At 59.0% G+C, this 24,437-nt stretch carries 25 protein-coding genes; 15 read left to right on the plus strand and 10 right to left on the minus strand.

Annotation, left to right across the window (positions count from 1 at the left end; genetic code table 11):
* Window positions 1-45: 45 nt before the first annotated feature.
* Window positions 46-1,419, plus strand: coding sequence for a nucleotide 5'-monophosphate nucleosidase PpnN (gene ppnN, locus JJD74_RS20075; RefSeq protein WP_042559566.1), 1,374 nt, complete (start codon window positions 46-48; stop codon window positions 1,417-1,419).
* Between the two features lie 210 nt (window positions 1,420-1,629).
* Here the strand turns inward: ppnN and JJD74_RS20080 are convergent, their stop codons facing one another.
* Together JJD74_RS20080 and JJD74_RS20085 are read right to left on the minus strand one after the other, a co-directional pair.
* A complete protein-coding gene (locus JJD74_RS20080) occupies window positions 1,630-3,024 on the minus strand; it encodes an FAD/NAD(P)-binding protein (RefSeq protein ID WP_200616637.1) in 1,395 nt (464 codons plus the stop codon).
* Window positions 3,025-3,588 (minus strand): helix-turn-helix domain-containing protein, encoded by a 564-nt coding sequence (locus JJD74_RS20085; protein ID WP_042559568.1) that lies wholly within the window; start codon window positions 3,586-3,588, stop codon window positions 3,025-3,027.
* 85 nt (window positions 3,589-3,673) lie between these two features.
* Here JJD74_RS20085 and JJD74_RS20090 point away from each other — a divergent pair, with 85 nt between their 5' ends.
* The 7 genes from JJD74_RS20090 (at window position 3,674) to JJD74_RS20120 (ending at window position 10,888) form a co-directional block, all read left to right on the plus strand.
* Entirely contained in the window at window positions 3,674-4,612 is a 939-nt protein-coding gene (locus tag JJD74_RS20090; protein WP_200616638.1) for a DMT family transporter, read from the plus strand.
* Window positions 4,613-4,830: 218 nt separating this feature from the next.
* Window positions 4,831-7,749, plus strand: a complete 2,919-nt coding sequence (locus JJD74_RS20095) for a monovalent cation/H+ antiporter subunit A (protein WP_042559570.1) — start codon at window positions 4,831-4,833, stop codon at window positions 7,747-7,749.
* Complete coding sequence (locus tag JJD74_RS20100) at window positions 7,749-8,093, plus strand: Na+/H+ antiporter subunit C (protein WP_016775082.1); 345 nt, start codon at window positions 7,749-7,751, stop codon at window positions 8,091-8,093. The genes JJD74_RS20095 and JJD74_RS20100 overlap by 1 nt, the downstream gene beginning before the upstream one ends.
* Window positions 8,090-9,769, plus strand: a complete 1,680-nt coding sequence (locus JJD74_RS20105) for a monovalent cation/H+ antiporter subunit D (RefSeq protein WP_047301749.1) — start codon at window positions 8,090-8,092, stop codon at window positions 9,767-9,769. Before JJD74_RS20100 ends, JJD74_RS20105 begins: the two co-directional genes overlap by 4 nt.
* On the plus strand, window positions 9,766-10,254 hold the full coding sequence (locus tag JJD74_RS20110) for a Na+/H+ antiporter subunit E (RefSeq protein WP_042559572.1): 489 nt from the start codon (window positions 9,766-9,768) through the stop codon (window positions 10,252-10,254). The genes JJD74_RS20105 and JJD74_RS20110 overlap by 4 nt, the downstream gene beginning before the upstream one ends.
* Window positions 10,251-10,529 carry a K+/H+ antiporter subunit F gene (locus tag JJD74_RS20115; RefSeq protein ID WP_042559573.1) on the plus strand — a complete coding sequence of 93 codons (279 nt, stop codon included), beginning with the start codon at window positions 10,251-10,253 and terminating at the stop codon, window positions 10,527-10,529. The genes JJD74_RS20110 and JJD74_RS20115 overlap by 4 nt, the downstream gene beginning before the upstream one ends.
* A complete protein-coding gene (locus tag JJD74_RS20120) occupies window positions 10,526-10,888 on the plus strand; it encodes a Na+/H+ antiporter subunit G (RefSeq protein ID WP_042559574.1) in 363 nt (120 codons plus the stop codon). The genes JJD74_RS20115 and JJD74_RS20120 overlap by 4 nt, the downstream gene beginning before the upstream one ends.
* 71 nt (window positions 10,889-10,959) lie before the next feature.
* On the opposite strand, the gene JJD74_RS20125 is transcribed toward JJD74_RS20120, so the two are convergent.
* Complete coding sequence (locus JJD74_RS20125) at window positions 10,960-11,400, minus strand: DUF3995 domain-containing protein (RefSeq protein WP_042559575.1); 441 nt, start codon at window positions 11,398-11,400, stop codon at window positions 10,960-10,962.
* A 93-nt stretch (window positions 11,401-11,493) separates the two neighbouring features.
* Here JJD74_RS20125 and JJD74_RS20130 point away from each other — a divergent pair, with 93 nt between their 5' ends.
* The gene (locus JJD74_RS20130; protein WP_042559576.1) at window positions 11,494-11,883 is read left to right on the plus strand and encodes a DUF2946 domain-containing protein; all 390 of its coding nucleotides are present in this window, start codon (window positions 11,494-11,496) and stop codon (window positions 11,881-11,883) included.
* 92 nt (window positions 11,884-11,975) lie between these two features.
* On the plus strand, window positions 11,976-14,108 hold the full coding sequence (locus tag JJD74_RS20135; protein WP_200616639.1) for a TonB-dependent receptor: 2,133 nt from the start codon (window positions 11,976-11,978) through the stop codon (window positions 14,106-14,108).
* Between the two features lie 37 nt (window positions 14,109-14,145).
* Here the strand turns inward: JJD74_RS20135 and JJD74_RS20140 are convergent, their stop codons facing one another.
* The 4 genes from JJD74_RS20140 to JJD74_RS20155 form a co-directional block, all read right to left on the minus strand.
* Entirely contained in the window at window positions 14,146-15,117 is a 972-nt protein-coding gene (locus JJD74_RS20140; RefSeq protein WP_200616640.1) for an IS110 family transposase, read from the minus strand.
* A 344-nt stretch (window positions 15,118-15,461) separates the two neighbouring features.
* Window positions 15,462-16,478 (minus strand): ABC transporter substrate-binding protein, encoded by a 1,017-nt coding sequence (locus JJD74_RS20145; protein ID WP_042559578.1) that lies wholly within the window; start codon window positions 16,476-16,478, stop codon window positions 15,462-15,464.
* Window positions 16,479-16,605: 127 nt separating this feature from the next.
* Window positions 16,606-16,803, minus strand: coding sequence for a hypothetical protein (locus tag JJD74_RS20150; RefSeq protein WP_150592187.1), 198 nt, complete (start codon window positions 16,801-16,803; stop codon window positions 16,606-16,608).
* An 8-nt stretch (window positions 16,804-16,811) separates the two neighbouring features.
* The gene (locus JJD74_RS20155) at window positions 16,812-17,282 is read right to left on the minus strand and encodes a hypothetical protein (RefSeq protein ID WP_080896030.1); all 471 of its coding nucleotides are present in this window, start codon (window positions 17,280-17,282) and stop codon (window positions 16,812-16,814) included.
* A gap of 400 nt (window positions 17,283-17,682) precedes the next feature.
* On the opposite strand from JJD74_RS20155, the gene JJD74_RS20160 reads away from it, so the two are divergent.
* Both JJD74_RS20160 and JJD74_RS20165 read left to right on the plus strand, forming a co-directional pair.
* Window positions 17,683-17,958, plus strand: a complete 276-nt coding sequence (locus JJD74_RS20160; protein ID WP_042559580.1) for a hypothetical protein — start codon at window positions 17,683-17,685, stop codon at window positions 17,956-17,958.
* A gap of 44 nt (window positions 17,959-18,002) precedes the next feature.
* Window positions 18,003-18,242, plus strand: coding sequence for a DUF2789 family protein (locus JJD74_RS20165; RefSeq protein ID WP_442793286.1), 240 nt, complete (start codon window positions 18,003-18,005; stop codon window positions 18,240-18,242).
* 5 nt (window positions 18,243-18,247) lie between these two features.
* Here the strand turns inward: JJD74_RS20165 and JJD74_RS20170 are convergent, their stop codons facing one another.
* The 3 genes from JJD74_RS20170 to JJD74_RS20180 all read right to left on the minus strand — a co-directional run bounded on the left by JJD74_RS20170 (window position 18,248) and on the right by JJD74_RS20180 (window position 20,798).
* The gene (locus JJD74_RS20170; protein WP_042559582.1) at window positions 18,248-18,451 is read right to left on the minus strand and encodes a hypothetical protein; all 204 of its coding nucleotides are present in this window, start codon (window positions 18,449-18,451) and stop codon (window positions 18,248-18,250) included.
* Between the two features lie 113 nt (window positions 18,452-18,564).
* Complete coding sequence (locus JJD74_RS20175; protein ID WP_200616641.1) at window positions 18,565-20,169, minus strand: methyl-accepting chemotaxis protein; 1,605 nt, start codon at window positions 20,167-20,169, stop codon at window positions 18,565-18,567.
* Between the two features lie 224 nt (window positions 20,170-20,393).
* On the minus strand, window positions 20,394-20,798 hold the full coding sequence (locus tag JJD74_RS20180; protein ID WP_047301757.1) for a TraR/DksA family transcriptional regulator: 405 nt from the start codon (window positions 20,796-20,798) through the stop codon (window positions 20,394-20,396).
* Window positions 20,799-21,209: 411 nt separating this feature from the next.
* On the opposite strand from JJD74_RS20180, the gene JJD74_RS20185 reads away from it, so the two are divergent.
* The 3 genes from JJD74_RS20185 to JJD74_RS20195 all read left to right on the plus strand — a co-directional run bounded on the left by JJD74_RS20185 (window position 21,210) and on the right by JJD74_RS20195 (window position 23,895).
* Entirely contained in the window at window positions 21,210-22,118 is a 909-nt protein-coding gene (locus JJD74_RS20185; RefSeq protein WP_200616642.1) for a MurR/RpiR family transcriptional regulator, read from the plus strand.
* 62 nt (window positions 22,119-22,180) lie between these two features.
* The gene (locus JJD74_RS20190) at window positions 22,181-22,786 is read left to right on the plus strand and encodes a glutathione S-transferase (protein ID WP_200616643.1); all 606 of its coding nucleotides are present in this window, start codon (window positions 22,181-22,183) and stop codon (window positions 22,784-22,786) included.
* A 2-nt stretch (window positions 22,787-22,788) separates the two neighbouring features.
* Window positions 22,789-23,895 carry a DNA alkylation repair protein gene (locus JJD74_RS20195; protein ID WP_200616644.1) on the plus strand — a complete coding sequence of 369 codons (1,107 nt, stop codon included), beginning with the start codon at window positions 22,789-22,791 and terminating at the stop codon, window positions 23,893-23,895.
* The last annotated feature ends 542 nt before the right edge of the window (window positions 23,896-24,437 follow it).

A 24,437-nucleotide genomic window follows, 5' to 3' on the forward strand; every position in this document is an offset into this window, starting at 1 on the left:
GCCATTCGCCTGGTTCTGGGATGACATCGTTTTAAGGATCATTGCATGACCCAACGACACGTAATCAATGCTTCGGTCAGCCCCAAAGGCAGCCTGGAAACCCTTTCTCAACGTGAAGTGCAGCAACTGAGCGAAGCCGGATCCGGCAGCACCTACACCCTGTTCCGCCAGTGCGCCCTGGCCATCCTCAACACCGGCGCTCATGTCGATAACGCCAAGACCATTCTTGAAGCCTACAAGGACTTCGAAATCCGCATTCACCAGCAGGATCGCGGTGTGCGCCTTGAGCTGCTGAACGCTCCGGCCGATGCCTTCGTCGACGGCGAAATGATCGCCAGCACCCGGGAAATGCTGTTCAGCGCCCTGCGAGACATCGTCTACACCGAAAACGAACTCGACAGCCAACGCATCGATCTCAGCACCTCGCAAGGCATCAGCGACTACGTCTTCCACCTGCTGCGCAATGCCCGCACCCTGCGCCCGGGTGTCGAGCCGAAAATCGTCGTGTGCTGGGGCGGTCACTCGATCAACACCGAAGAATACAAATACACCAAGAAAGTCGGCCACGAACTGGGCCTGCGCAGCCTCGACATCTGCACCGGCTGCGGCCCCGGCGTGATGAAGGGCCCGATGAAAGGCGCGACCATCGCCCACGCCAAACAGCGTATTCACGGCGGTCGCTACCTCGGTCTGACCGAGCCGGGCATCATCGCTGCCGAAGCGCCAAACCCGATCGTCAATGAACTGGTGATCCTGCCGGACATCGAGAAACGTCTGGAAGCGTTCGTGCGTGTCGGCCACGGCATCATCATCTTCCCGGGCGGTGCCGGTACGGCGGAAGAGTTCCTCTACCTGCTGGGCATCCTCATGCATCCGGACAACGAGGGCCTGCCGTTCCCGGTCATCCTGACCGGGCCGAAACATGCTGCACCGTATCTGGAGCAGCTCGACGCGTTCGTCATCGCGACCCTCGGTGAAGCGGCCAAGCAGCACTACGAAATCATCATCGACGACCCGACTGAAGTCGCGCGTCAGATGACCCAGGGCCTTAAAGCCGTGAAGCAGTTCCGCCGCGAGCGTAACGACGCGTTCCACTTCAACTGGCTGCTGAAGATTGACGAGGGCTTCCAACGTCCGTTCGATCCGACCCACGAAAACATGGCCAACCTGAAACTGCACCGCGACCAGCCACCGCATGAACTCGCGGCCAACCTGCGCCGGGCGTTCTCGGGGATCGTGGCCGGTAACGTCAAGGACAAGGGCATTCGTCTGATCGAGGAACACGGCCCGTACCAGATCCGTGGTGACGCCGCGATCATGCAACCGCTCGACGCACTGCTCAAAGCCTTCGTCGCCCAGCACCGGATGAAACTGCCGGGCGGCGCGGCGTATGTGCCGTGCTATCGAGTGGTGGCGTAAGGTTCGGCCACAAGACACCCTTGTAGGAGCTGCGGCACGCTGCGATTTTTTGATCTTGCTTTTAAAGGTCAAAATCAAAAGATCGCAGCGTGCCGCAGCTCCTACAGGAATTTGTGTCAGGCAAAGATCTTGTGCTCAACGCAAAACCCTGTGGGAGCTGGCTTGCCAGCGATGACGGCCGAACGTTCACCCTCAACCCCGCAGCCTCTCTCAATCCGTCAACCGCGCCGCCAACGCCTTCGCCTGCAACGCCACATCCGTCACCGCCGTACTCTCCCACCACATCCCGCGCAACGGCGGGCCCATTGCGAACAAGCGACTCGCTGCTTGCCCGTGTTCGTCCACAACAGCTCCGTCAGGCGCTGCCGAAATCCCTAACGCCAAAGGCCCAGGCTGCACCAGACCCCGCGCCAACAATTGCTGTGGCAACGGTCGCGCCACACGACGCCAGTCATATTCGATACCGCTGGAGTTGATCAGCGCTGCGCCATGTACCACGCAGGTTTGCGCTTCACCCCGCGGACGGATGCGAATACTCACACCACCCTCCGCGCAAGGCTCAAGCCCTTTGAACGAAGCTGCGTGAATCCGCAACCGCCCTTCGCTATGCAGACGCTCGACCAACTGCGCACTCAGCGGTGGCGAACGGTGGTGATGGCTTTCCCACCAAGGCCGCACATGACGTACGAATTGTCGACGCTGCACGTCAGTCGCCTGACTCCACAGTCGCCCGATGTGCGCGCGCACCGTGTCCAGCGGCGCTTGCCAATCGATGCCTTGTGCGATGGCGTCGCGGCAATGCCGTCGCAACTCGCGCAGTAACTGTCGGGGGGAACGAATGCCGTGGTCTTCAGCAAGAAAATCTACCCAGCCCGGCGGTTGTCGACGAACATGGGGCAGCAAGCCATGACGGGAAAACACCTCGATCGGCCCACGATGCCCAGCCTGCTCCAGCGACACCACGGCATCGACCATGGTCAGGCCGGAACCGATGATCAGCACGCTCGATTGCGCATCGAGCTGACGCATGGCCGCTACATTCCACGGGTCCAGGGCGGCGGCGTTGAGACCACTGGATTGCGTCTGCGGTGTGCGCGCGGCCGGGAACATGCCGGTGGCGAGTACTGCGTACGCGCCGTGCAATTGTTGGCCATTGTCCAGGGTGAGCTGCACTGAATCCGTATCGATTTGCAGATCGACGGCCTCTGCGCGGATGTGCTCGACGGTCGAACCCTGCTGCGCGCCGTCCTCTCGTGCTTCGGCTAAACGCTGCTGCACGTAAACACCGAACAGTCCGCGCGGCGGGAACAGTTCACTGACCGGCACCTGTTGCTCGGCAGACTCGGGCCAGCCGCCCGAAGCGATGTGCTCGGCCAGCCATTGCGTCAGGTCATCCGGGTTATCCGGATCGACGCTCATCCGCGCCGCGTTGCCATTGAGCGTGTGGCCCAACTCCACCGCACTATAGGCCTCACCACGGCCGAGTTCCGCGCGCGGCTCAATGACCAGAATCCGGCGCTGGCCTGGCCGACGCAACAACTGCACCGCCAGCATCGTGCCGCTGAGGCCACCGCCGATGATCAGAATGTCTGCATGGTGGTTCATTCAAATCACCACATTACGCACAAACCGCGCCGCCACCGGCCCGTCATTGCGATAGGCATGCGGCTGATTACTGGCAAACATGAAGAACTCCCCCGTGCCGATCTGCTGCGCATGATCGCCAAGCATCAACGTCAGGCAACCCTCAAATACATAAATCTGTTCACTCCAGCCATCGGCGTCCGGTTGCGACGGATAGACCTCGCCCGGTTGCAGGCACCATTCCCATTGCTCGACTTCGCGGGTAGCGGTGGCTTTGGACAGCAACACGGCTTTGCTGCCGGGGATGCTCCCGGCCCACGCCACTTCGTTGATGCGGCTCGGATCGCGCGCGTCGGGGGCCTGGATCAAATCGCTGAAGGCAACATCGAGTGCTTCGGCGACGCGATCGAGGGTGGTCAGGCTGACATTCTTTTCGCCCGCCTCGATCGCCACCAGCATCCTCCGACTCACTCCGGACTTTTCCGCCAGCGCGGTCTGGCTCATGTCGGCAGCGTGCCGCAAGCGCCGGACGTTCTGGCTGACGTGTTGCAGGACGGAGGCGCGTTGGCTGGAATCTTTGTGCACTATATTGCTCACTCGGTGGGGTTGGGCAGTATACTGCGCAACATTTGGCGCATTGTGCGTCGCTCTTTCTCTCGCGCGCAAGGACATGACGTCAGTGAATCGCTCCGACACCTCCTCTCGTTTCTCCCGCTTCAGCAAGGCCGAGTGCGTGCTGGTGGTGATCACCATGATCTGGGGCGGCACCTTTTTGCTGGTGCAGCACGCGATGACCGTCAGCGGCCCGATGTTCTTCGTCGGCCTGCGCTTTGCCGCCGCAGCGGCCATCGTCGCGCTTTTTTCGTGGCGGCACCTGCGTGAGCTGACCTTGTTTGAACTCAAGGCCGGCGCCTTCATTGGCGTAGCAATCATGCTCGGTTACGGCCTGCAGACGGTCGGGTTGCAGACAATTCCAAGCAGTCAGTCGGCGTTCATCACTGCGTTGTACGTCCCGTTCGTGCCGTTGCTGCAATGGCTGGTGCTGGGGCGGCGACCGGGTTTGATGCCGAGCATTGGCATCATGCTGGCGTTTACCGGATTGATGCTGTTGTCGGGGCCGTCCGGAGCCTCGCTGAATTTCAGCCCCGGTGAAATCGCCACACTGATAAGCGCCGTAGCCATTGCTGCTGAAATCATTTTGATCAGCACCTACGCCGGCCAGGTGGATGTGCGCCGGGTGACCGTGGTGCAACTGGCAACGACCTCGGTGTTGTCATTTTTGATGGTGGTGCCGACTGGCGAAGCGCTTCCGGATTTTTCCTGGCTGCTGCTCGCAACGGCTTTGGGCCTGGGCGCGGCGAGTGCGGCTATTCAGGTCGCGATGAACTGGGCGCAGAAGAGTGTTTCGCCGACGCGAGCGACGCTGATCTACGCCGGTGAGCCGGTATGGGCAGGGATTGTAGGGCGGCTTGCTGGCGAGCGCTTGCCGGCGATTGCTCTGTTGGGCGCCGGGTTGATTGTGGCAGCGGTGATCGTCAGTGAGTTGAAGACCAAGGGTAAGCATTCGGAGCAAGTGCTGGAGGATTTTGACCGCGAGACTGAGCGCTGAGGATCTTGAAGATCAAAAGATCGCAGCCTTCGCCAGCCCCTACATTGGAATGCGTTTTCCTGTAGGAGCTGCCGCAGGCTGCGATCTTTTTTCGCCCATGAAACAAGGCCAAACACAAATATCCAGACTACTTTGTAGGATTCTGAGACATCCTGGCGTTTGGTGATCGGGGAGCTGGCACGTATGATGCTTCACAAACTTCCGCAGATTAGAAGCCTATGTCCCTGATAGTTCTACTGCTTCTGCCATTCATTGGCAGCTGTCTGGCAGCGGTGCTGCCACACAATGCGCGTAACACCGAATCCCTGTTGGCAGGTCTGGTCGCTCTGATCGGCGTCGTCCAGGTGGCTTTGTTGTACCCGCAGATCGCCAATGGCGGCGTCATTCGCGAAGAATTCATGTGGTTACCCAGTCTCGGGCTGAACTTCGTTCTGCGCATGGACGGTTTCGCCTGGCTGTTCTCGATACTGGTACTCGGGATCGGCTCACTCGTCTCTTTATATGCCCGCTACTACATGTCACCGGACGACCCGGTGCCGCGATTCTTCGCATTTTTCCTGGCGTTCATGGGCGCCATGCTTGGCCTGGTGATCTCCGGCAACCTCATCCAGATCGTGTTTTTCTGGGAGCTGACCAGCCTCTTCTCTTTCCTGCTGATCGGTTACTGGCACCACCGCTCCGATGCCCGTCGTGGCGCCTACATGGCGCTGATGGTCACGGGCGCCGGCGGACTATGCCTGCTGGCGGGGGTCATGATCCTCGGCCATGTCGTCGGCAGCTATGACCTTGACAAGGTCCTGGCCGCCGGCGACCTGATTCGCGCACATGCCCTCTACCCAATCCTGTTACCCCTCATTCTCATCGGCGCCTTAAGCAAAAGCGCCCAGTTTCCCTTCCACTTCTGGCTGCCCCACGCTATGGCGGCGCCCACGCCAGTCTCGGCGTATCTGCACTCGGCGACCATGGTCAAGGCCGGGGTTTTCCTGCTCGCACGCCTGTGGCCATCACTGTCCGGCAGTGAAGAATGGTTCTACATCGTCAGCGGCGCTGGCGCGTGTACGCTGTTGCTCGGCGCGTATTGCGCAATGTTCCAGAACGACCTCAAAGGCTTGCTCGCCTACTCAACCATCAGCCACCTGGGCCTGATCACGTTGCTGCTGGGCCTGAACAGTCCGCTGGCCGCCGTTGCAGCGGTATTCCATATCCTCAACCACGCCACGTTCAAGGCCTCGCTGTTCATGGCCGCAGGCATCATCGACCACGAGAGCGGCACCCGCGACATCCGCAAGCTCAGCGGTCTGATCAAGCTGATTCCGTTTACCGCAACGCTGGCGATGGTTGCCAGCGCCTCGATGGCCGGCGTGCCACTTCTCAACGGCTTCCTGTCGAAAGAGATGTTCTTCGCCGAAACCGTGTTCATCAATGCCACGGCGTGGGTCGAAGCCGCGCTGCCGATTGTCGCAACCATTGCCGGTACATTCAGCGTCGCCTATTCCCTGCGTTTCACCGTCGATGTGTTCTTCGGCCCACCGGCAACCGACCTGCCCCACACCCCGCACGAGCCGCCGCGCTGGATGCGTGCACCGGTCGAGTTGCTGGTGTTTACCTGCCTGATCGTGGGGATCTTCCCGGCACAAGTGGTCGGCCCGCTGCTCGCCGCCGCCGCGCAGCCCGTAGTGGGCGGTACCTTGCCGGAGTACAGCCTGGCAATCTGGCACGGCCTGAACGCACCGATGATCATGAGCCTGATCGCGATGTCCGGTGGCATCGCGCTTTACCTGTTACTGCGTAATCAGTTCAGACACGGCCGCTTCAAATACCCGCCACTGGTGGGACGTTTCAACGGCAAGCGCCTGTTCGAGCGCAGCCTTGTGGTGATGATGCGCATGGCCCGGCGCGTTGAACGCCGACTCGGCACCCGACGCCTGCAAATGCAATTGTTCCTGATGGTCTTGGCGGCTGTGCTCGCGGGCCTGATTCCGATGCTGCACAGCAGCCTGAGCTGGGGTGACCGGCCGAAGATTCCGGGCTCGATCGTTTTCGTGACCCTGTGGCTGCTGGCAATTGCTTGCGCCCTCGGCGCCGCGTGGCAGGCCAAGTATCACCGTCTCGCCGCCCTGACCATGGTCAGCGTCTGCGGCTTGATGACCTGCGTGACCTTCGTCTGGTTCTCCGCTCCGGATCTGGCGCTGACGCAATTGGCCGTCGAAGTGGTGACCACCGTGCTGATCCTGCTGGGGCTGCGCTGGTTGCCACGACGGATCGAAGAGGTTTCGCCACTGCCGAGCACGCTGCGCAAGGCACGCATTCGCCGTCTGCGCGACTTGATGCTGTCGATTGCGGTCGGCGCCGGCATGGCGCTGCTGTCCTACGCGATGCTCACGCGGCAGACGCCGAATGACATTTCCTCGTTCTACCTCAGTCGCGCCCTGCCTGAGGGCGGCGGCAGCAATGTGGTTAACGTGATGCTGGTGGACTTCCGAGGTTTCGACACCCTGGGTGAAATTACCGTGCTGGTCGCTGTGGCATTGACGGTGTTCGCCCTGCTGCGCCGCTTCCGTCCTCCGAAAGAAAGCCTGCAACTGCCGGCCCAGCAGCGCTTGCTGGCACCGGACGTGGTCACCGACCTGGTCAACCCGCGTTCGGCCAGCGACACCGCGCTCGGTTTCATGATGGTCCCGGCGGTGCTGGTGCGTCTGCTATTGCCGATAGCGCTGGTGGTGTCGTTCTACCTGTTCATGCGCGGACACAATCAGCCGGGCGGCGGATTTGTCGCCGGGCTGGTGATGTCGGTGGCGTTCATCCTGCAATACATGGTCGCCGGTACGCAGTGGGTCGAGGCACAAATGAGCCTGCGGCCACTGCGCTGGATGGGCACGGGGCTGCTCTTTGCCACCGCCACCGGGCTTGGTGCGATGGTGGCCGGGTATCCGTTCCTCACCACCCACACCTGGCATTTCACCCTGCCGCTGCTGGGTGACATCCATATCGCCAGCGCGCTGTTCTTCGACATTGGCGTGTACGGCGTGGTGGTCGGCTCGACGCTATTGATCCTCACCGCTCTCGCCCACCAATCGGTGCGTGGTCACAAGAACGCGTCCCTGCCCAAGGCCGTCGCCAGCAAAGGAGCCGTCTGATGGAAGAAGTCATCGCAATCGCCATTGGCATTCTCGCCGCCTCAGGCGTCTGGCTGATCCTGCGCCCACGTACGTTCCAGGTGGTCATGGGCCTGTGCCTGCTGTCCTACGCGGTCAACCTGTTCATCTTCAGCATGGGCAGCCTGTTCATCGGCAAGGAGCCGGTGATCAAGGACGGCGTGACCCAGGACTTGCTGCACTACACCGATCCGCTGCCGCAGGCACTGGTATTGACCGCAATCGTCATCAGCTTCGCCATGACCGCATTGTTCCTCGTCGTTCTGCTCGCCTCGCGCGGCCTGACCGGCACCGACCACGTCGACGGCCGGGAGCCTAAAGAATGATGGCGATGACTCACCTGATCGCCGCACCGATTCTGCTGCCGCTGCTGACTGCCGCGATCATGCTGATGCTCGGCGAGCGGCACCGCCCGCTGAAGGCGAAAATCAACCTGTTCTCCAGCCTCCTCGGCCTGTTCATTTCTGTGATGCTGCTGCAATGGACGCAAACCACCGGCGTGCCCGGCTCAATCGGCGTTTACCTGCCGGGCAACTGGCAGGCGCCGTTCGGCATCGTGCTGGTGGTTGATCGCCTCTCGGCGCTGATGCTGGTACTCACCGGGGTCATTGGCGTCAGCGCCCTGCTGTTTGCGATGGCACGTTGGGACGGCGCGGGATCGAGCTTCCACGCGTTGTTCCAGATCCAGTTGATGGGTTTGTATGGCGCGTTCCTGACCGCTGACCTGTTCAACCTGTTCGTGTTCTTTGAAGTGCTGCTGGCCGCCTCTTATGGCCTCTTGCTCCATGGCTCGGGCCGGGCACGGGTTTCTTCGGGGCTGCATTACATTTCGATCAACCTGCTCGCCTCGTCGCTGTTTCTGATCGGCGCGGCGTTGATCTACGGCGTCACTGGCACCCTGAACATGGCCGATCTGGCGGTGAAAATTCCGCTGGTTCCAGAAGCTGACCAAGGCTTGCTGCACGCCGGCGCAGGCATTCTCGCGGTAGCGTTCCTGGCCAAGGCCGGCATGTGGCCGCTGAACTTCTGGCTGGTGCCGGCCTACTCTTCGGCCAGCGCACCGGTAGCGGCAATGTTCGCGATCATGACTAAGGTCGGCGTCTACACCCTGCTGCGCCTGTGGACGCTGCTGTTCTCCGCACAGGCCGGAGCCTCGGCGTTCTTCGGTGGTGACTGGCTGATCTACGGCGGCATGGTGACCATGGCCTGCGCGGCGCTGGCGATTCTTGCCGCGCAACGCCTTGAGCGCATGGCCAGCCTGAGCATTCTGGTGTCAGCGGGGATCCTGCTGTCGGCCGTCGGCTTCGCGCAGCCGAACCTGATCGGTGCGGCGTTGTTCTATCTGGTCAGTTCGACGCTGGCGTTGAGTGCGCTGTTCCTGCTGGCCGAGTTGATCGAGCGTTCGCGCTCAGCCAACGAAATCCCACTGGAAGACGAAAGCGAATTGCTGCCGCGACCACAGGAATCCCTGCAACCGCCCAAAGGCATCAACCTCGACGACGAGCAGAAAGCCGTGGTCGGCCAGGTCATCCCATGGACCATGGCGTTTCTCGGCTTGAGCTTTATCGCCTGCGCCCTGCTCATCATCGGCATGCCGCCGCTGTCCGGTTTCATCGGCAAACTCAACCTGATCAGCGCGTTACTCAATCCGCTGGGATTGGGCACCGCCGCGCCGATTTCCAACGCGGCATGGGCGCTGCTGGCGCTGTTGATCCTGTCCGGCTTGGCAGCGTTGATGGCGTTCTCGCGTCTCGGTATCCAGCGCTTCTGGACGCCAGAAGAGCGCCCTTCACCGCTGCTGCGCAAACTCGAATGTGCGCCGATTTTCCTGCTGCTGGGGCTGAGCATCGTCCTGACCTTCAAGGCCGAGCCGCTGATGCGTTACACCCAGGCCACTGCTGACGCATTGAATAATCCCCAGCAATACGTCAATGCCGTGCTCGGGACTCGCGCCGTACCGAGCCCGGAAAGCAAGGCCGCCCTGTTGGAGGTGCAGCCATGAAGCGTGTATTTCCGGCACCGTTGCTTTCATTGGCGCTGTGTATCTTGTGGCTGACGCTGAACCTGTCAATCAGCCCCGGCAACCTGCTGCTCGGCGCAATACTTGGTTTCGCTGCGCCGTTGATGATGCGCAAATTGCGTCCCAAGCAAGTGCGTATCCGCCGTCCATGGACAATCGTGCGGCTGCTCCTTCTGGTTGGTCGTGATGTGGTGATGTCCAACTTGATCGTCGCTTGGGGTGTACTGAATGCAGGTCGTCGCCCGCCGCGCTCGAGCTTCATCAAAGTGCCGCTGGACCTGCGAGACGCCCATGGTCTGGCGACATTGTCGATGATCTGCACGGTAGTGCCCGGTACGGTGTGGTCAGAACTGGCGCTGGATCGCAGCATTCTGCTGGTACACGTATGGGATCTGGATGACGAAGCGCAATTCATCGAGCACTTCAAGAGCACTTACGAGCGGCCGCTGATGGAGATTTTCGAATGAGCCCATTACTCTCGAATGCGATTCTGCTGACGCTGTTTCTATTCTGTCTGGCCATGCTGCTGACGCTGTTGCGTCTGTTCAAAGGGCCATCGGCGCAGGATCGGGTACTGGCGCTGGACTATCTGTACATCGTTGCGATGCTGATGATGCTGACTCTAGGCATTCGCTACTCCAGTGACACTTACTTTGAGGCGGCGCTGCTGATCGCGCTGTTCGGCTTCGTCGGTTCGTTTGCCCTGGCGAAATTCCTGCTGCGTGGCGAGGTCATCGAATGAACGCGGAACTGTCTCTTTGGGTTGAAATTCCTGTGGCGATCCTGCTGGTGCTCAGCGGCGTGTTTGCCTTGATCGGCGCAATCGGATTGCTGCGGATGAAGGACTACTTCCAGCGCATGCACCCGCCGGCACTGGCGTCGACGCTGGGAGCGTGGTGTGTGGCGCTGGCCTCGATCATTTGCTTTTCAGCGCTGAAGTCCGGGCCGGTGCTGCATGCCTGGCTGATTCCGATTTTACTGGCAATCACGGTCCCGGTGACCACGTTGCTACTGGCGCGGGCGGCGTTGTTCCGCAAACGCATGGCCGGGGATGATGTGCCGGCGGAAGTGAGTAGTCGCTCCAGTGAAAGCGGTAGCTGAATTCAGACTTTGTGGAGCCGGGACGGGCCTCTTCGCGGGCAGGCCCGGTCATCACATAAATCTGCTCAGCCTCAAACCCAAGCCACCGCCAACAACCCCGCCCCCAACACCGCACACAACGGCGAATAAACCCACGTATCCAGCCGCGCAAAACGTGAGCCCTTCACCTCCTTGAAAAACCCCACCAGATGCGAATCACCAATCGCCCGGGCAAACATCAGCAGCGCAATTACACTGATCACCCACTGCAACGCCTTGTGATGTACCGGCGCCACGCCCCACCCGACCCGCAGACACACCAGCGCGGCAATCGCCAATAACACAGCCGCCACCAACAACGTTAGCCATCCCGATGGCTTGAACGCCGGTCGTAGCGTGGCCACCAAACCTTCCACCGGAACCTGCGGAACTGCCGCCACCGCCGCCCATTGCCCACCCAACGCCCAATACACATGCACCAGGCTGATCACCGCAAACACTGTCACCAGCCATTGAGCCAACACAAAGGTCATGGTTGAAATCCTTGAAAGGGATTTGAACAAATCATCCTAGTCGCATTTTTTTCAAGTGCACGACCGATCAGCGGTAAGGTAAAGTGCCGCCCCATGAAATTCTCCCGTTCCGACCGATCACTGCTGGCCTGGATGCTCTATTGCTGCGTCCTGTTCAACGTGTTCGCTTGCAGCATCGGTCACGGGCAAATGGTCGGCATGCAGCTCAACGGCATCGGCGGCCAGTTCTGTACAGTCGACCCGGCGACTCAAGCGCCGCTGGCCTCCAATCCCAGCGAAGAACAACTGCCGACGCTGTCCAAAGCCTTCGGCTGTCCGCTGTGTTCTGTCGGCGGCGGCATGGGTCCGGCGTTCAACTCCAGCCTGACCCTGGCGATCCTCCCGGAACAACACAGCCCACCCCTGGCGCCCATCGCCAGTGCCGACCTCCCCGCACGCTTCACCTGGCCCTCGGCCAACCCACGCGCCCCACCGCTCGCCTGAGTGTTCCTGCCTTTTTGATTTGTCAGCCCACTGCGCCAACGCGCGGCGTTTGCCTGTGCGCTGACTCCTAGACATGCATTCAGGATTCAATGATGAAACAACTCACTTTGCTGGCGAGCCTGTGCGGCTGCCTGTCCGTTAACGTCTGGGCGCAATCCACCATGGAGCTCGCGCCGATCAACATTGATGGCGAATCCGGCAACGAACCGGGCCTGAGCCTCGACCAGTCCAGCGGCATGGCTTCGCGACTCGGCTTGAGCGTCCGCGAAACACCCGCTTCGGTGGCCATCGCCAATCGCAACGACATCGAGCGCCACGGCGCACAGAACTTCCAGGACGCCGCCAACACCCTGCCCGGCGTCAATGCCAGCGCACCGCCAGGCTTCGGCGGATTCATCTCCTATCGCGGCTTCACCAGCAGCCAGATCACGCAGATGTTCAACGGCATCAACGTTTCCGGAGGCCTCGCCCGTCCTGTCGATGCGTGGATCTATGACCGAGTGGAGTTGGTGGGCGGTCCGTCGTCGCTGATCAATGGCGCAGGCTCGGTCGGTGGTTCGTTGAACTACGTGACCAAACTGGCGACCCGCGATGAACAGGCCGTTGAAGGCAGGGTCAGTTACGGCACCTACGACACCACCGAAACCGCGTTCGGCCTCAACCACGCGCTGACCGATCCAGGCAGTGAGGTGCAGCACTACGCGCGCCTGGATGTCAGCCACAACACCAGCAATGGCTACATCGATCGACAGGAGCGCGATGCCTGGAGCGTAGCGTTTTCGATACTCAGCGATTTCACACCAAACCTGTCGCATACCCTGGCCCTGGAGTATCAGGACGAACACGAAGACAGCCCGTACTGGGGCACGCCGGTACTCAACCCCAAGGCCGGCGAATTGAAGATTGATAAACACAACCGCTTCAACAACTACAACGTCGAGGACGGCCGCTACGAACAGCGGACAATCTGGGTGCGGTCGATCATCGACTACCGGATCAACGACAGCACCACCCTGCGCAACACGCTGTACCACCTCGACAGCCAACGCGATTACCGCAATCTCGAGACCTACAAATACAACGCCGACAACTCGGCAGTGAATCGTTCGACGGCGTACCAGGTGCGGCACCAAGGCGAACAGAACGGCAACCAGTTCGAACTGCGCCACGACAACACTTTGTTGGGACTTGATACGACGTGGTCCGGCGGTTTCGAATACAAGGTCAACCAAACCACCAACTCGCCGCTCAGCATAAAAGACGCGAGCGCGGTAAACCCGAACCACTATCGTCCCGGGTATTTCTACGACATTCCCGGCACCAACCCCGCACTGATCAGTGACAAGACCAACGAGGTCACCACCAAAGCGCTGTTCGTGGAAAACCGTCTGGCGTTGACCGACAAACTGTCCCTGCTCACCGGCCTGCGTTATGACGACATCGACCTCGACGTGACCAACCACCGCGCCGTGACCGCCGCCAATCCAAGACACCTCAAGCGCAGTTGGGAGCCTGTCACGGGGCGTGCAGGCCTGACTTACCAATTCATCCCTTCGGCCAACGTCTACGTGCAATACAGCACCGCGGCCGAGCAACCCAATGGCACACAGGACTTCGACGTATCGACCGGCAAGCAATGGGAAATCGGCAGCAAATTCGACTACCTGAACGGGCGAGGCTCGGCGACTGTGGCGGCTTACACCATTGAGCGAAAGGACTTCGCCGTCACCGATCCACTGGACCCGACCCGCAGCATTGCGGTGGGCCAGCAGACGTCAAAAGGGATCGAGATTGCCAGCTCCTTGCGCATTACCGACAGACTGCTGGCCGAGGGTAATTTCGCCTGGGTTGACGCGCAGTACGATGATTTCACCGAAAAAAACGCCACGGGCGCCGTGGTTTCGCGCAAGGGCAACACGCCCACCAATGTCCCGGACCGGGTTGGCAATCTCTGGCTGACTTATGATTTTTCGCCGCAATGGCAAGGTGGCGTCGATGCGCGATACGTCGCATCGGTATTTGCCGACAGCGCCAACACCCTGACCGTGCCGTCGTACACGCTGTTTGGGAGCTTCCTCAGTTACAAGGTCGATTCGCACACCACCGTGACCGGTCGGGTGCGTAATTTGACGAATGAGGTGTATGCCGAGTTTGCGCATGTATCGCCGGCGTATTACCTGGGTACACCACGCACCTTTGAATTGGCGGTGCAGACCAGGTTCTAACAGAAAACGCTACTCACTGTAGATACCGTCTTAAATCTCATCGAGCAAGCGCAAACTCCGGGTCATATGGCAGGCCCGATTTGAGCACTCCGTAAATGAAGTGCAGCAGTTTGCGCATTGCTGCGCAGATGATCTGCTTTGGGGCCTTGCCGTTGGCCTTCAGGCGTTCTTTCATCGCCTTGATCACCTTGTTGTGTTTCAGCGCGACCATGCCAGGCATGTAAAGGCCTGCACGAACGCGGGCTGAGCCGATTTTTGAGATTAGGGTGTGGCCTTTGAACTTCCCTGATTCTTGCAGCTTGGGGTTCAGCCCGGCAGCGGCTACCAGTTGGCGAGGATCGGTGTATTTACGCAGGTCGCCAAGCTCAGCTAGCAGTCGCTCAAGCGTTTTCTGTCCTATACCGTCGATGGTCACGATCAGATCCCGCATCCGTCGCATGTCCGGGTCGTCATCGATGTGCTTTTTGATTGCTTTGTGCGTTTCAGCGATCTCTTTTTCGATATGGCGCAGGACGGAATTGATCGAGTCTTTGACCTTTTCGTCGGACACGTCCAAACGATTGAGCTCCATTTGCTCCATTTCCTGAAGGTCATCCAAGCGGCGCACCATCGCTTTCAACTGGCGATATTTCAGAGGCTCAGGCGCCCATGGCTGAAGCTTCTGATCCTTTTCGCGAGCAAAATCGGCGATCAGTTTGGCGTCGCTTTTATCGGTCTTGATCCGGCGCAGTTCACTGTCGGCGTAGGCTTTGGTCGTGGCCGGGTTCACTACGCAGACCCGGTAACCCTTGTTGTAGACGAACTCGGCGAGTTCCAGATGATAGACGCTGGTAGCTTCCATCACGATCAAGGCCGAAGGCTCGACCTGCTTTTCCAGCCAAGCTTCAAACTCTCTGAAACCCTTTGGATCGTTGGTCAACTTGGCTTTGGTTTTGTGCTTGCCGTTGGGCAAGTGCGTAGCAATATCAAAAGTGTTTTTTGCGATGTCGACGCCAACGAAACTGGACATGATCGTCTCTCCACTTGATCCCTTTTGCGATCATCACTGCACTCTGTCCAACCTTGCGAATGCGGGCTCTCGCCAAAAACGGGCCCAAGATACCGTTCGAACTATACGAGTGAGTGTGGAGGGATGGAGCACAATCTACGTCACAGGCAAGAAGCCTAAGGAGCTGCACAGCTTCCAGATCCCTCCCTCGATGATCAGTCGAGAACTATCGCTCCTGACGGAGCGATAGTCGAGATACAAGGAGCTGCCGCAGGCTGCGATCTTTTGACTTTGTCCTTTCAAAGGCCAGATCAAAAGATCGCAGCCTGCGGCAGCTCCTACAGCATCAGCATCTGCATCAGGATTTATTGCAGGCTGGCCGAAACCTTATCCGCCACATCCTTCGGCAACCACGCCTGCCACACATCCGGATGCGCCTTCATGAACGCTTCAGCCGCCTGACGCGGTGCGGTGTGCTTCTCGCTCATGTCGGCCAACGCCTTGTTCAGCTCAGCAATCGGGAAATCGACTTTGCTGAAGAACTCGGCAATCTGCGGATACTGTTTCTGGAATGGTGTAGACACGCCAATCGACAGTTTCGACGCCAGCGAGCGGGTGGGTTTCGGGTTGGGATTATCAGCGTCAGTCAGCGTTTTCCATGCCTCGGCATCAAACGGCGGCTCTTCCAACTGCACCAGTTTGAACTTGCCCAGCAACGGCGTCGGCGACCAGTAATAAAACAGCACCGGTTTACCGCGACGAATAGAGGAACTGATCTCGGCGTCGAGAGCGGCACCCGAGCCACTGCGGAAATTGGTGAAGTCGTCCTGCAACCCGTAAGCCGTGAGTTTCTGCTTGTTGACCACTTCTGAAGTCCAGCCAATCGGGCTGTTGAGGAAACGCCCCTTGCTCGGGTTCTCCGGGTCCTTGAACACGTCCTTGTATTTTTTCAGATCACTGACACTGCGCAAATCCGGCGCCAGCGGCTTGATGCCCTTGGCCGGGTCACCCTTGATCACGTATTCCGGCACCCACCAGCCTTCGGTGGCGCCCTTGACCGTATCGCCCAGGCTCACCACCTTGCCTTCAGCCTCGGCCTTGACCCACACCGGACTGCGCCCAGCCCACTCCTCGCCAATGACCTGAATGTCATTGTTGGCCAGCGCGGTTTCCAGGGTAATGGTGGTGCCGGGCAAGGTGTCGGTTGGCAACCCGTAGCCCTTCTCGACGATGATCCGCAAGACATCGGTGATCAGGCTGCCGCTTTCCCAATTCAGGTCGGCGAAATGGATCGGCGCCTGTGCTGCCATCGTCGATTGCGCTGACGCCAGCAGGCCGAATGTCGCCACGCTGGCGGCCAATAACCGTCGAAATCCGTTCATGCATTACACCTCGTGCTGTTCACAGCAATGACAGGATGGCCTGACAGAAGACCGCAAGCCTCTGAATACTCAGTCAACTGACTGTAGACGAGGTTCCTGCTTTTTCAGGGCATGGCCCCAGACGAGGTTAGCTTTCAGACTTTTCCTGCAAGCTTTGAAGCTCGCGTCTGACCATGCTGGCGTATTCCGCTGGACGCAACGCGTAGATCTGCGAGGCCACCCATCCCAGCCACGCGCCTTGCAACTCGGCCTTCATGGCAAACAATCGCCCGGCCTCATCACGCGCATTGTCGATGTTCTGAGAATGAAAATCGGCGCGACTCAAACCACCGATCACTCGCTGGCCTTGAAGGTCACCAGTTCGCCCTTGCGCCACTTCGCGGCTTTGCCAGTGACGGCTTTCAGGGTCTTGGTCAGGCCTTCCTGCAATTGCTCATTGGCGGCGAACACGGTCACCACGCTGTGACCTTCCTTGAACAGGATCGCATGGCCATCAGCGCTATCAACGAAGGCGTAATCGCCAAGCCCATAAACCGTGAGTTTTATTTCACGAAAACGGATATCCATCTTGCCACCTTCACGGCTGGGCAAGACCGATGCACTGAAGTGGTCGCCGACCTTGAGCTTCAGCCCAGGTTTGTCATCGACTACCAGCGCACTTTGCGTGTCGATCTCGGCAACGTAAATGCCTTCCGCGCTTTGCTCGGTGATGTAAACAAAACGCGATTGGAACTGCTTGACCAGCTTTGCACGCAAATCACCCAGCACGAACAAAGCATGCATATCGAGATTACTGACTGCCAAAGAAACATCCCCACATCTGAAAAACCGCACACGGGAAACGCGCACGGCAAAAAACGGCCAGGCCGATGGCACTGCCAATTGACTCAAATAAAAACCTGAACTGAGCAGAGCGCTCGTTCAACGCGAGGTTCGTAAGACTACTGGATTGTCACTCGCGAAACTCACTCCAACGTCGCCAAAGCCTGAAGGAAAAATCCTCACTCGCCATGAGAGAAAGTTGACTACGAACTTTAGGGAAAATTCTCACGAAGAAAAGCTCTTTTCCGACATATCGCTTGCGAAAAATTGCTTTAGATAAGCGCTGTCGTCAACAGGTACTGGCGATTCTAGAGCAGCGATGCTCATTAAGACTACCCACAACGGCCTGTAAATATCGGCCAACTGATGAAAAGGACTTCATATGTGCACTCTGACTCATTTCGCCATGCCCGCTGACGCCCGACTCAAATCGCCTGTGATCCTGCATATCACCGGTATGGAAGATCTGCCGGAATCCGTAACGAACGACCAGACGCCACGCTTTCAGGTGGTACCTGCAGGTAACGCTTTCTTTCACATTAAAGAAAAGTCGACCGGCCGTGTAAGAGGTTTCCGCGAGGATCATAACGAGGCTTGCGCGCTCGCCCGCTCACTCGAATTACAAATCGAACTCCTGGCCAGTGGCTGCCTCAGATAGAGAGAGTGTCGACTACGCCATCCCGGCGTGCGCAAAAGGAGCACATGATGGATTTGGAAACATACAACCTGAAAACCCTGTTCGATCAGTTGGGGCTGCCTTCAGAGGATACGCAAATCGACGATTTCATCGAAAAGCATCCGCTGGACGCCAACACCAAATTGGTTGATGCGCATTTTTGGACGCAAGCTCAAAAACAGACACTTGAAGAGTGGATTGGCAAAGACGACGACAGGGCAATTGTCTTCGATGAACTGAACGTACGCCTGCACGACGGCAAGTGACCCGATCAGTGCAGGCTGTCGCCAACCTCCGCCTTCAACTGCGCGAGCCACGCAGCCCTGCACTCCTCGGCCTCATCACGACTGGCAAACGCGGTGCCACGTCGCTCACCGTTGAGCAAAACGACCCAGCAAACGCTTTGCCCCATTGCGCGTAAACCGGCGGGCACGCCACTGCCGATCATCACGGCAACATCAACCCTGCACTGCATGCGGACCTCCGAAATTCATTAGCTACCTAACTAAGCAGGCATGTTAATGACTTCGCCGCAGCGCAAACAGCAACGCGCGTGCACATATTCATTGCATCAAGCGTAACAATCGATCAGCGCGGACTTTCCGGTTTATAGCCCAACCGCAAGCCGCCCCAGTGTCGGCCCTTTATCGTGATCGGCACCGACAGGTCGTGCATCAACTCGCCGGTGTCACGGGTGTAGGTCTGCAGCAACACTGGTTGCTGATGGCTGCCACAGCGAATCCCGGTGCGGTCGGCGAACTTGCGCTTAGTCCGGTTGTTGACCGCATCGACCTGCGCATCGCCAGTCAGTGCCCGGCTGAACACCTGATTGTGCGTCGGCACATACCCCTGCTGCGTGCAGGCAATGGCGAACACCAGCCCCTCGTGACGCGGCAACAACGGTTCCTGAATCGCCGGCAGAACCTGATCGGTATAACGGTCGAATCGGGTTTGATACTTGGTCGGCTGAGTATTCGCGATCGCCTGATACTGGCGGTCGAACAGATCTTCGAGACTGATCCGCCCTTGCTCGACGTCCGCTTCGAAACGCGCCGCAATCTGACTCGCCCCTTCGCGCGCCAGATCATAGATGCGCTGGTGATAGTCATCCAGACCGACTTCGGCGAGACGTTCGCTGATGGTTTCTGCCTGCCCCTCCATCTGCACCGCCGCATCGGCGAGGCGCCGGGTCTGTTGATCGCTGATCGCCAGATCGCTGCGCATCTGCTCGATGGCCTTGAACAGGCTGTCGAGTTGCTCACGATTGGTCTCGGCACCACGGGCGATTTCGCCGACCTGACTTTCCACCCCGGCCGCCAGCCGAGCAATGTTCTCCAAGTGCTGGCCGGTGTGCTCGACCTGTTGGACGCCAGTGTGCAAGTCACTGGACAGCTCGCGGATCTGCTCCACCACCTGCGCGGTGCGCTGCTGAATGTCGGCGACCATCTCGCCCACTTCGCCAGTCGCCGACGCCGTCCGCGCCGCCAATCCACGCACCTCATCAGCCACCACCGCAAACCCGCGGCCATGCTCGCCAGCCCGCGCCGCTTCAATAGCCGCGTTCAACGCCAAAAGATTGGTCTGGCTGGCAATCGACTGGATCACCAACGTCACACGTTGAATGTCATCGCTGCGCAGGCTCAAGGCTTCGATCAATTCACGACTGGCATTGGCGCGCTGACTGAGCTGACGCATGCGCGAAATCGAATCGATCAATTCGGTGCGCCCCGCCGCACTGCTGTGATGTGCCTCGCTGGCGGCTGCCAGTGCATCGCGGCTGAGCTGCGAAGTCGCGTGTTCGGTGGCGATCATCACCTCGGCGTTGCTGACAATCCGTGCTGCGGCATCGAGTTGCGATTCGAGCTTGCTCGCCAGCTCCTTGACCGAAAACGCCACGCCGGCCGCCGACAACGCGTTATGGCTGGTGGTGTAGGAAAGGTCGCGGGTCAGTTCGGACATGGCGCTGCCGGTGTCGGCAGGCGGTGCATCGGGGACGGCTCGGGTGCGCAGGCGCGGCAGCCAGACAATCAGCACCGCCAAGGGCATGCCAATGTAAAGCGACCATTCACCCAGCGTCATGCCGGCCAACAACAGCATCAGGGCGATGCTTTGCAGGGTCGGTGCGATCCAGCGGTTTTTCGGCAAAAGCACTGGTGCAGGCAAAGCCCCAACCAGAGATCCATCTCTCGTCATATCAACACCCCACACTTGTTCTCATTATTGTGACTGCATTAAACGCCACTACAACGCCATTATCTATGGTCCGTTAGTCGCGGGGTCTGAGTCAGGTCAATGAAACAATCGGGGAATCGCAGACGAGCAAAAACAAAGATCGCAGCCCCTGCGACCCCATGTAGGAGCTGCCGAAGGCTGCGATCTTTTCAGAACGACCCGCAATCGGCGGGTCGCCTCAGGAATCAGGCCTGACGCTGGTGCTTATCGATCTGCTCGTGACGCTCTTGAGCTTCGATGCAGTACTTGGTGGTCGGGCTGATCAGCAGGCGCTTCAGGCCAATGGCCTCGCCGCTGTCGTCGCACCAGCCAAAACTGTCTTCCTTGATGCGCTCAAGGGCTTGTTCCAGTTGCGGCAGCATGCGCTGGTCGCGATCGATCGCGTTGACCAGCCAGGTGCGCTCTTCTTCAACCGAAGCCGCGTCCGCCGGATCAGCCGGGGTATCCAGGCTCTCGATGGCGATACGGTTTTGCTCAATGCGCTCGTGGGTTTCGACTTTCATGTTCTGCAACAGCTCTGCGAAGAAAGCGTGTTGCTCAGCATTCATGTAGTCATCTGCCGGCATGGCCAGCAACTTGTCCTTTGTCATTGATATCTCTATAAAAAAACGTGCATTAAGGCGAAATAGGGAGCGTTCCGGCGAACCGTGTCCGGTCGACGAAAAGGCATCGTTTATTGCAAATGCCACCCGGCACTCAATTTACGAGGGGCGGCAGTCTAAGGCCCGTTTCAGGCATCAGCAACTCTAAATACTGGGAATTTGTCCGACAAGGCCCGGAAATGGCTCTGACACAGGCTTCATTGCGGTTATCGGAGTGCGTTTATAGCAAGAAATTCAGTCGAGCGGCTGTATATAGAAGACAAACGGCTAACCAAGCGCCATTTGATCGCAATTTTTTCGTCTGCCGGTGCATCGTTTCAGCCAGGCAGACCCGGTAAACCACCACTAACATCATCCACACCTCGCCACAGCGATATCGATCAGCCAGAAGGATGACTTATGCCCCGCCCCGATCTGCCGGCCACCGACGAGCCCACTCTCGCCAGCCCCCCGATCACTGCCGAGCGTCTGCTGCAACTGATCACCGAAGAATACGAAACCCTGCCGCGCCAGCTTAAGCGCATTGCCAGCTACATGAGCCAGCAAAGCGACCGGATCATGGTCGACCGCATCAGCGACATTGCCCGCGAATGCGAAGTCCACCCGTCCGCCATCGTGCGCTTTTCCCAGCGCTTCGGCTTCAGCGGCTTCAGCGAAATGCAGGCCCTGTTCCGCACCGCCTACACCCACAAAGCCTCGCCGGTGCAGAACTACCAGCAACGCATCCGCAACATGATCGCCAACCAATCGCAGAAAGCCAGCGACGGCGACCTCGCCCGCGAGTGCATCGACGCCACGCTTTGCGGCATCGAACGTCTGGGCCGTGAACTCGACGACACTGCTTTCGAAAAAGCCGTCGACCTGATCGTCAACGCCGACAACATCTATGTCGTCGGCGTGCGCCGCTCCTTCGCCGTCGCCGACTATCTCGTTTACAACTTGCAACACACTCAGAAACGCATCCACCTCGTCTCCGGCCTCGGCGGCAGCTATCGCGAACAAATGCGCAGCATCCGCGAAGGCGACCTGGTCATCGCCATCAGCTTCACCCCCTATGCCAGGGAAACCCAACACTGCCTGCGCCACGCCCGCGAACAACAGGCCAGCACCCTGATCCTCACCGACAGCCTCCTCTCGCCACTGGCCAAACGCGCCAACAGCGTGTTGTTGGTCAATGAAGGAAGTGCGCTGGCTTTTCGTTCGTTGAGTGCGACGTTGTGTTTGTGCCAGGCATTGTTTGTGGCTGTGGCCTATCGACTGGAATTGAATGTCGATGAGATCCACGAACAAGCCGGATTCGACGACTGACAATTCCTTCAACCTCGGCTAGGTTATGCCTACCCCACCGGTTTGGCTTGAAGGAACGCGTCATGAAACTGATCGGCATGCTGGACTCCCCTTACGTGCGCCGCGTGGCGATCTCCGCCAAACGCTTAGGGATCGACCTCGAACACGAGTCAGTCTCGGTGTTCCGCCACTTCGAGCAATTCCAGCAGATCAACCCGGTGGTCAAGGCGCCCACCCTGATCCTCGACGACGGCGTCGTCCTCATGGACTCGACCCTCATCCTCGACTACCTCGAAACCGCCTCCGGCAAAAGCCTGCTGCCGAAAGACTTGAACCAGCGCGCCCATGCCCTGCGCCTGATCGGCCTCAGCCTCGCCGCCTGCGAAAAAGCCGTGCAGCTCTACTACGAACGCAACCTGCGCCCGGCCGACATCCAGTACCAACCGTGGGTCGAACGCGTCGAAGGCCAAATCGCCGCCGCCTTCACCGCCCTCGAACACGAACTCGAAAAAACCGGCTTACCCACCGACGGCACGCTCACCCAGGCCGGCATCAGCCTCGCAGTCGCCTGGAGCTTCACCGACCTCGTCGTCCCCGACCAGATTGATGTGGCGCGCTACCCGCGTATCGCCCAATACACTGCCTACGCTGAAACGCTTGAAGCGTTCGTCAGCACGCCGATGTCCTGATCATGAGCGCACCTGATACCGCTGCACCGGCACTGAAAGAGATCTTTAACACTGAGCGTTTGCAACACATCGCCACAGAAATGAGCGCTGTGTACCCGGCGTTTAAGGCCAAGGCGTTTTTGAAGCATGCCAATGATGGGCTGGCTGAGTTGTCGGTGATGCAGCGGATGGCGCGGGTGAGTGAAAGCCTGCATGCGGTGCTGCCGCTGGACTACGAAGATTCCCTCGATGTGCTGCGCGAACTCGCACCACGACTGAACAGTGGATTCGTCAGCATGTGCCTGCCGCACTACGTCGCCAGCTACGGCGGCCACGCATTCGATACCTCCATGGAAGCCCTGAAGTACTTCACCACCTTCGGCTCCTCCGAATTCGCCATCCGCCACTTCCTGCGCAGCGACCTGGAACGTTCGCTGGAACGGATGCACGACTGGACCCAGGACGAAAACCACCACGTCCGCCGACTCGCCAGCGAAGGCAGCCGCCCTCGCCTGCCGTGGTCGTTTCGGCTGGAAGCGGTGCAGGCGGATCCGCAGTTAGCCGCCGGGATACTGGACCGGTTGAAGGCGGATGAGAGCCTGTACGTGCGCAAGTCCGTGGCGAATCACTTGAATGACGTGACGAAGGTGCATCCCGAGTGGGTGCTCGACACGATTGAAGGCTGGTCGTTGGAAAACAAACATACGGCGTGGATTGCGAAGCATGCGTTGCGCAGTTTGATCAAACAGGGGGATTTGCGGGCGTTGACGGTGATTGGGGCCGGGGGAAAACCTGAGGTCGAGTTGCTGGATGTGAAGATTGAGCCGGCGGTGGTGAGGCTGGGAGAAGCGATTACGTTGTCATTTGTGGTGAAGTCGACGGTGGCTGAAGAGCAGAGGTTGGTGATTGATTATGCGATCGACTATGTGAAGGCGAATGGCGGGGTTTCGGGGAAGGTCTTCAAGCTGAAGACGGTGGTGTTGCCGGGGTTTGGGAGTGTGGTGGTGGGACGGCGCCAGGTGATTAAGGATTTTACGACGCGCAAGCATTTTGCTGGGGGACATGGAGTGAAAGTGATGGTTAATGGGGAAGTGTTGGCAGCTACCGCGTTTAGCATCATTGCGGGATGACGGCATAAATGGGTTTGGTGGGTCTGGAAAAGGTTGAACAGGTGCGAAATCGAGGGTGGGCCAGTTTTAGCCCATATTGGGCAGCTATTCATGAAGGACTGCTATTGGCCGATTCTGTTGAAAAAGTCGGCCATGGTTGCCACGGCAGAAGAGTACGCGCCTGAGATTGAAATCTTTACTTTGGGCAGAGGCTTCCAGGCTCAGATTTCACGTAGCAGCGTGTAAAAAAGGCGTTTTTCACCGGCCAATATTCAGGCTATTTGGGCGAACCGACTTTTTCAACAGAATCGGCCAAAAGCAGCCGGTCGTGACGGAGAAAAACGACCAGGGTTATCGCTCTTCACCATCAGAGAAAGGAATTAGCGAACCGGCAAACGTAGTTGACTGCTACAGGTTAAAAAACGCATGGGTCCATCCTGAATTCATAGAATAAGCGCAACGCTTGAAACGAGAGGCAGAGAGCCAGCCACCGGTAGAATCCAGGCTCTCACACCGAAGGATTCAAGCGCAGATGACTACGCATTACCGGCAGCTGACTCAGG

Source organism: Pseudomonas sp. MF6776 (genome assembly GCF_016613125.1).
Taxonomy (GTDB): Bacteria; Pseudomonadota; Gammaproteobacteria; order Pseudomonadales; family Pseudomonadaceae; genus Aquipseudomonas; species Aquipseudomonas iridis.

What these genes read in the sequence shown, in the direction of transcription:
- JJD74_RS20080 (WP_200616637.1), bottom strand. Translation starts at nt 3,024, where the DNA reads ATGAACCACCATGCAGACATTCTGATCATCGGCGGTGGCCTCAGCGGC.
- JJD74_RS20190 (WP_200616643.1), top strand. Translation starts at nt 22,181, where the DNA reads ATGAAACTGATCGGCATGCTGGACTCCCCTTACGTGCGCCGCGTGGCG.
- JJD74_RS20175 (WP_200616641.1), bottom strand. Translation starts at nt 20,169, where the DNA reads ATGACGAGAGATGGATCTCTGGTTGGGGCTTTGCCTGCACCAGTGCTT.
- JJD74_RS20125 (WP_042559575.1), bottom strand. Translation starts at nt 11,400, where the DNA reads ATGACCTTTGTGTTGGCTCAATGGCTGGTGACAGTGTTTGCGGTGATC.
- JJD74_RS20115 (WP_042559573.1), top strand. Translation starts at nt 10,251, where the DNA reads ATGAGCCCATTACTCTCGAATGCGATTCTGCTGACGCTGTTTCTATTC.
- ppnN (WP_042559566.1), top strand. Translation starts at nt 46, where the DNA reads ATGACCCAACGACACGTAATCAATGCTTCGGTCAGCCCCAAAGGCAGC.
- JJD74_RS20170 (WP_042559582.1), bottom strand. Translation starts at nt 18,451, where the DNA reads ATGCAGTGCAGGGTTGATGTTGCCGTGATGATCGGCAGTGGCGTGCCC.
- JJD74_RS20130 (WP_042559576.1), top strand. Translation starts at nt 11,494, where the DNA reads ATGAAATTCTCCCGTTCCGACCGATCACTGCTGGCCTGGATGCTCTAT.
- JJD74_RS20100 (WP_016775082.1), top strand. Translation starts at nt 7,749, where the DNA reads ATGGAAGAAGTCATCGCAATCGCCATTGGCATTCTCGCCGCCTCAGGC.
- JJD74_RS20135 (WP_200616639.1), top strand. Translation starts at nt 11,976, where the DNA reads ATGAAACAACTCACTTTGCTGGCGAGCCTGTGCGGCTGCCTGTCCGTT.
- JJD74_RS20160 (WP_042559580.1), top strand. Translation starts at nt 17,683, where the DNA reads ATGTGCACTCTGACTCATTTCGCCATGCCCGCTGACGCCCGACTCAAA.
- JJD74_RS20105 (WP_047301749.1), top strand. Translation starts at nt 8,090, where the DNA reads ATGATGGCGATGACTCACCTGATCGCCGCACCGATTCTGCTGCCGCTG.
- JJD74_RS20185 (WP_200616642.1), top strand. Translation starts at nt 21,210, where the DNA reads ATGCCCCGCCCCGATCTGCCGGCCACCGACGAGCCCACTCTCGCCAGC.
- JJD74_RS20195 (WP_200616644.1), top strand. Translation starts at nt 22,789, where the DNA reads ATGAGCGCACCTGATACCGCTGCACCGGCACTGAAAGAGATCTTTAAC.
- JJD74_RS20095 (WP_042559570.1), top strand. Translation starts at nt 4,831, where the DNA reads ATGTCCCTGATAGTTCTACTGCTTCTGCCATTCATTGGCAGCTGTCTG.
- JJD74_RS20145 (WP_042559578.1), bottom strand. Translation starts at nt 16,478, where the DNA reads ATGAACGGATTTCGACGGTTATTGGCCGCCAGCGTGGCGACATTCGGC.
- JJD74_RS20180 (WP_047301757.1), bottom strand. Translation starts at nt 20,798, where the DNA reads ATGACAAAGGACAAGTTGCTGGCCATGCCGGCAGATGACTACATGAAT.
- JJD74_RS20120 (WP_042559574.1), top strand. Translation starts at nt 10,526, where the DNA reads ATGAACGCGGAACTGTCTCTTTGGGTTGAAATTCCTGTGGCGATCCTG.
- JJD74_RS20090 (WP_200616638.1), top strand. Translation starts at nt 3,674, where the DNA reads ATGACGTCAGTGAATCGCTCCGACACCTCCTCTCGTTTCTCCCGCTTC.
- JJD74_RS20140 (WP_200616640.1), bottom strand. Translation starts at nt 15,117, where the DNA reads ATGTCCAGTTTCGTTGGCGTCGACATCGCAAAAAACACTTTTGATATT.
- JJD74_RS20110 (WP_042559572.1), top strand. Translation starts at nt 9,766, where the DNA reads ATGAAGCGTGTATTTCCGGCACCGTTGCTTTCATTGGCGCTGTGTATC.
- JJD74_RS20165 (WP_442793286.1), top strand. Translation starts at nt 18,003, where the DNA reads ATGATGGATTTGGAAACATACAACCTGAAAACCCTGTTCGATCAGTTG.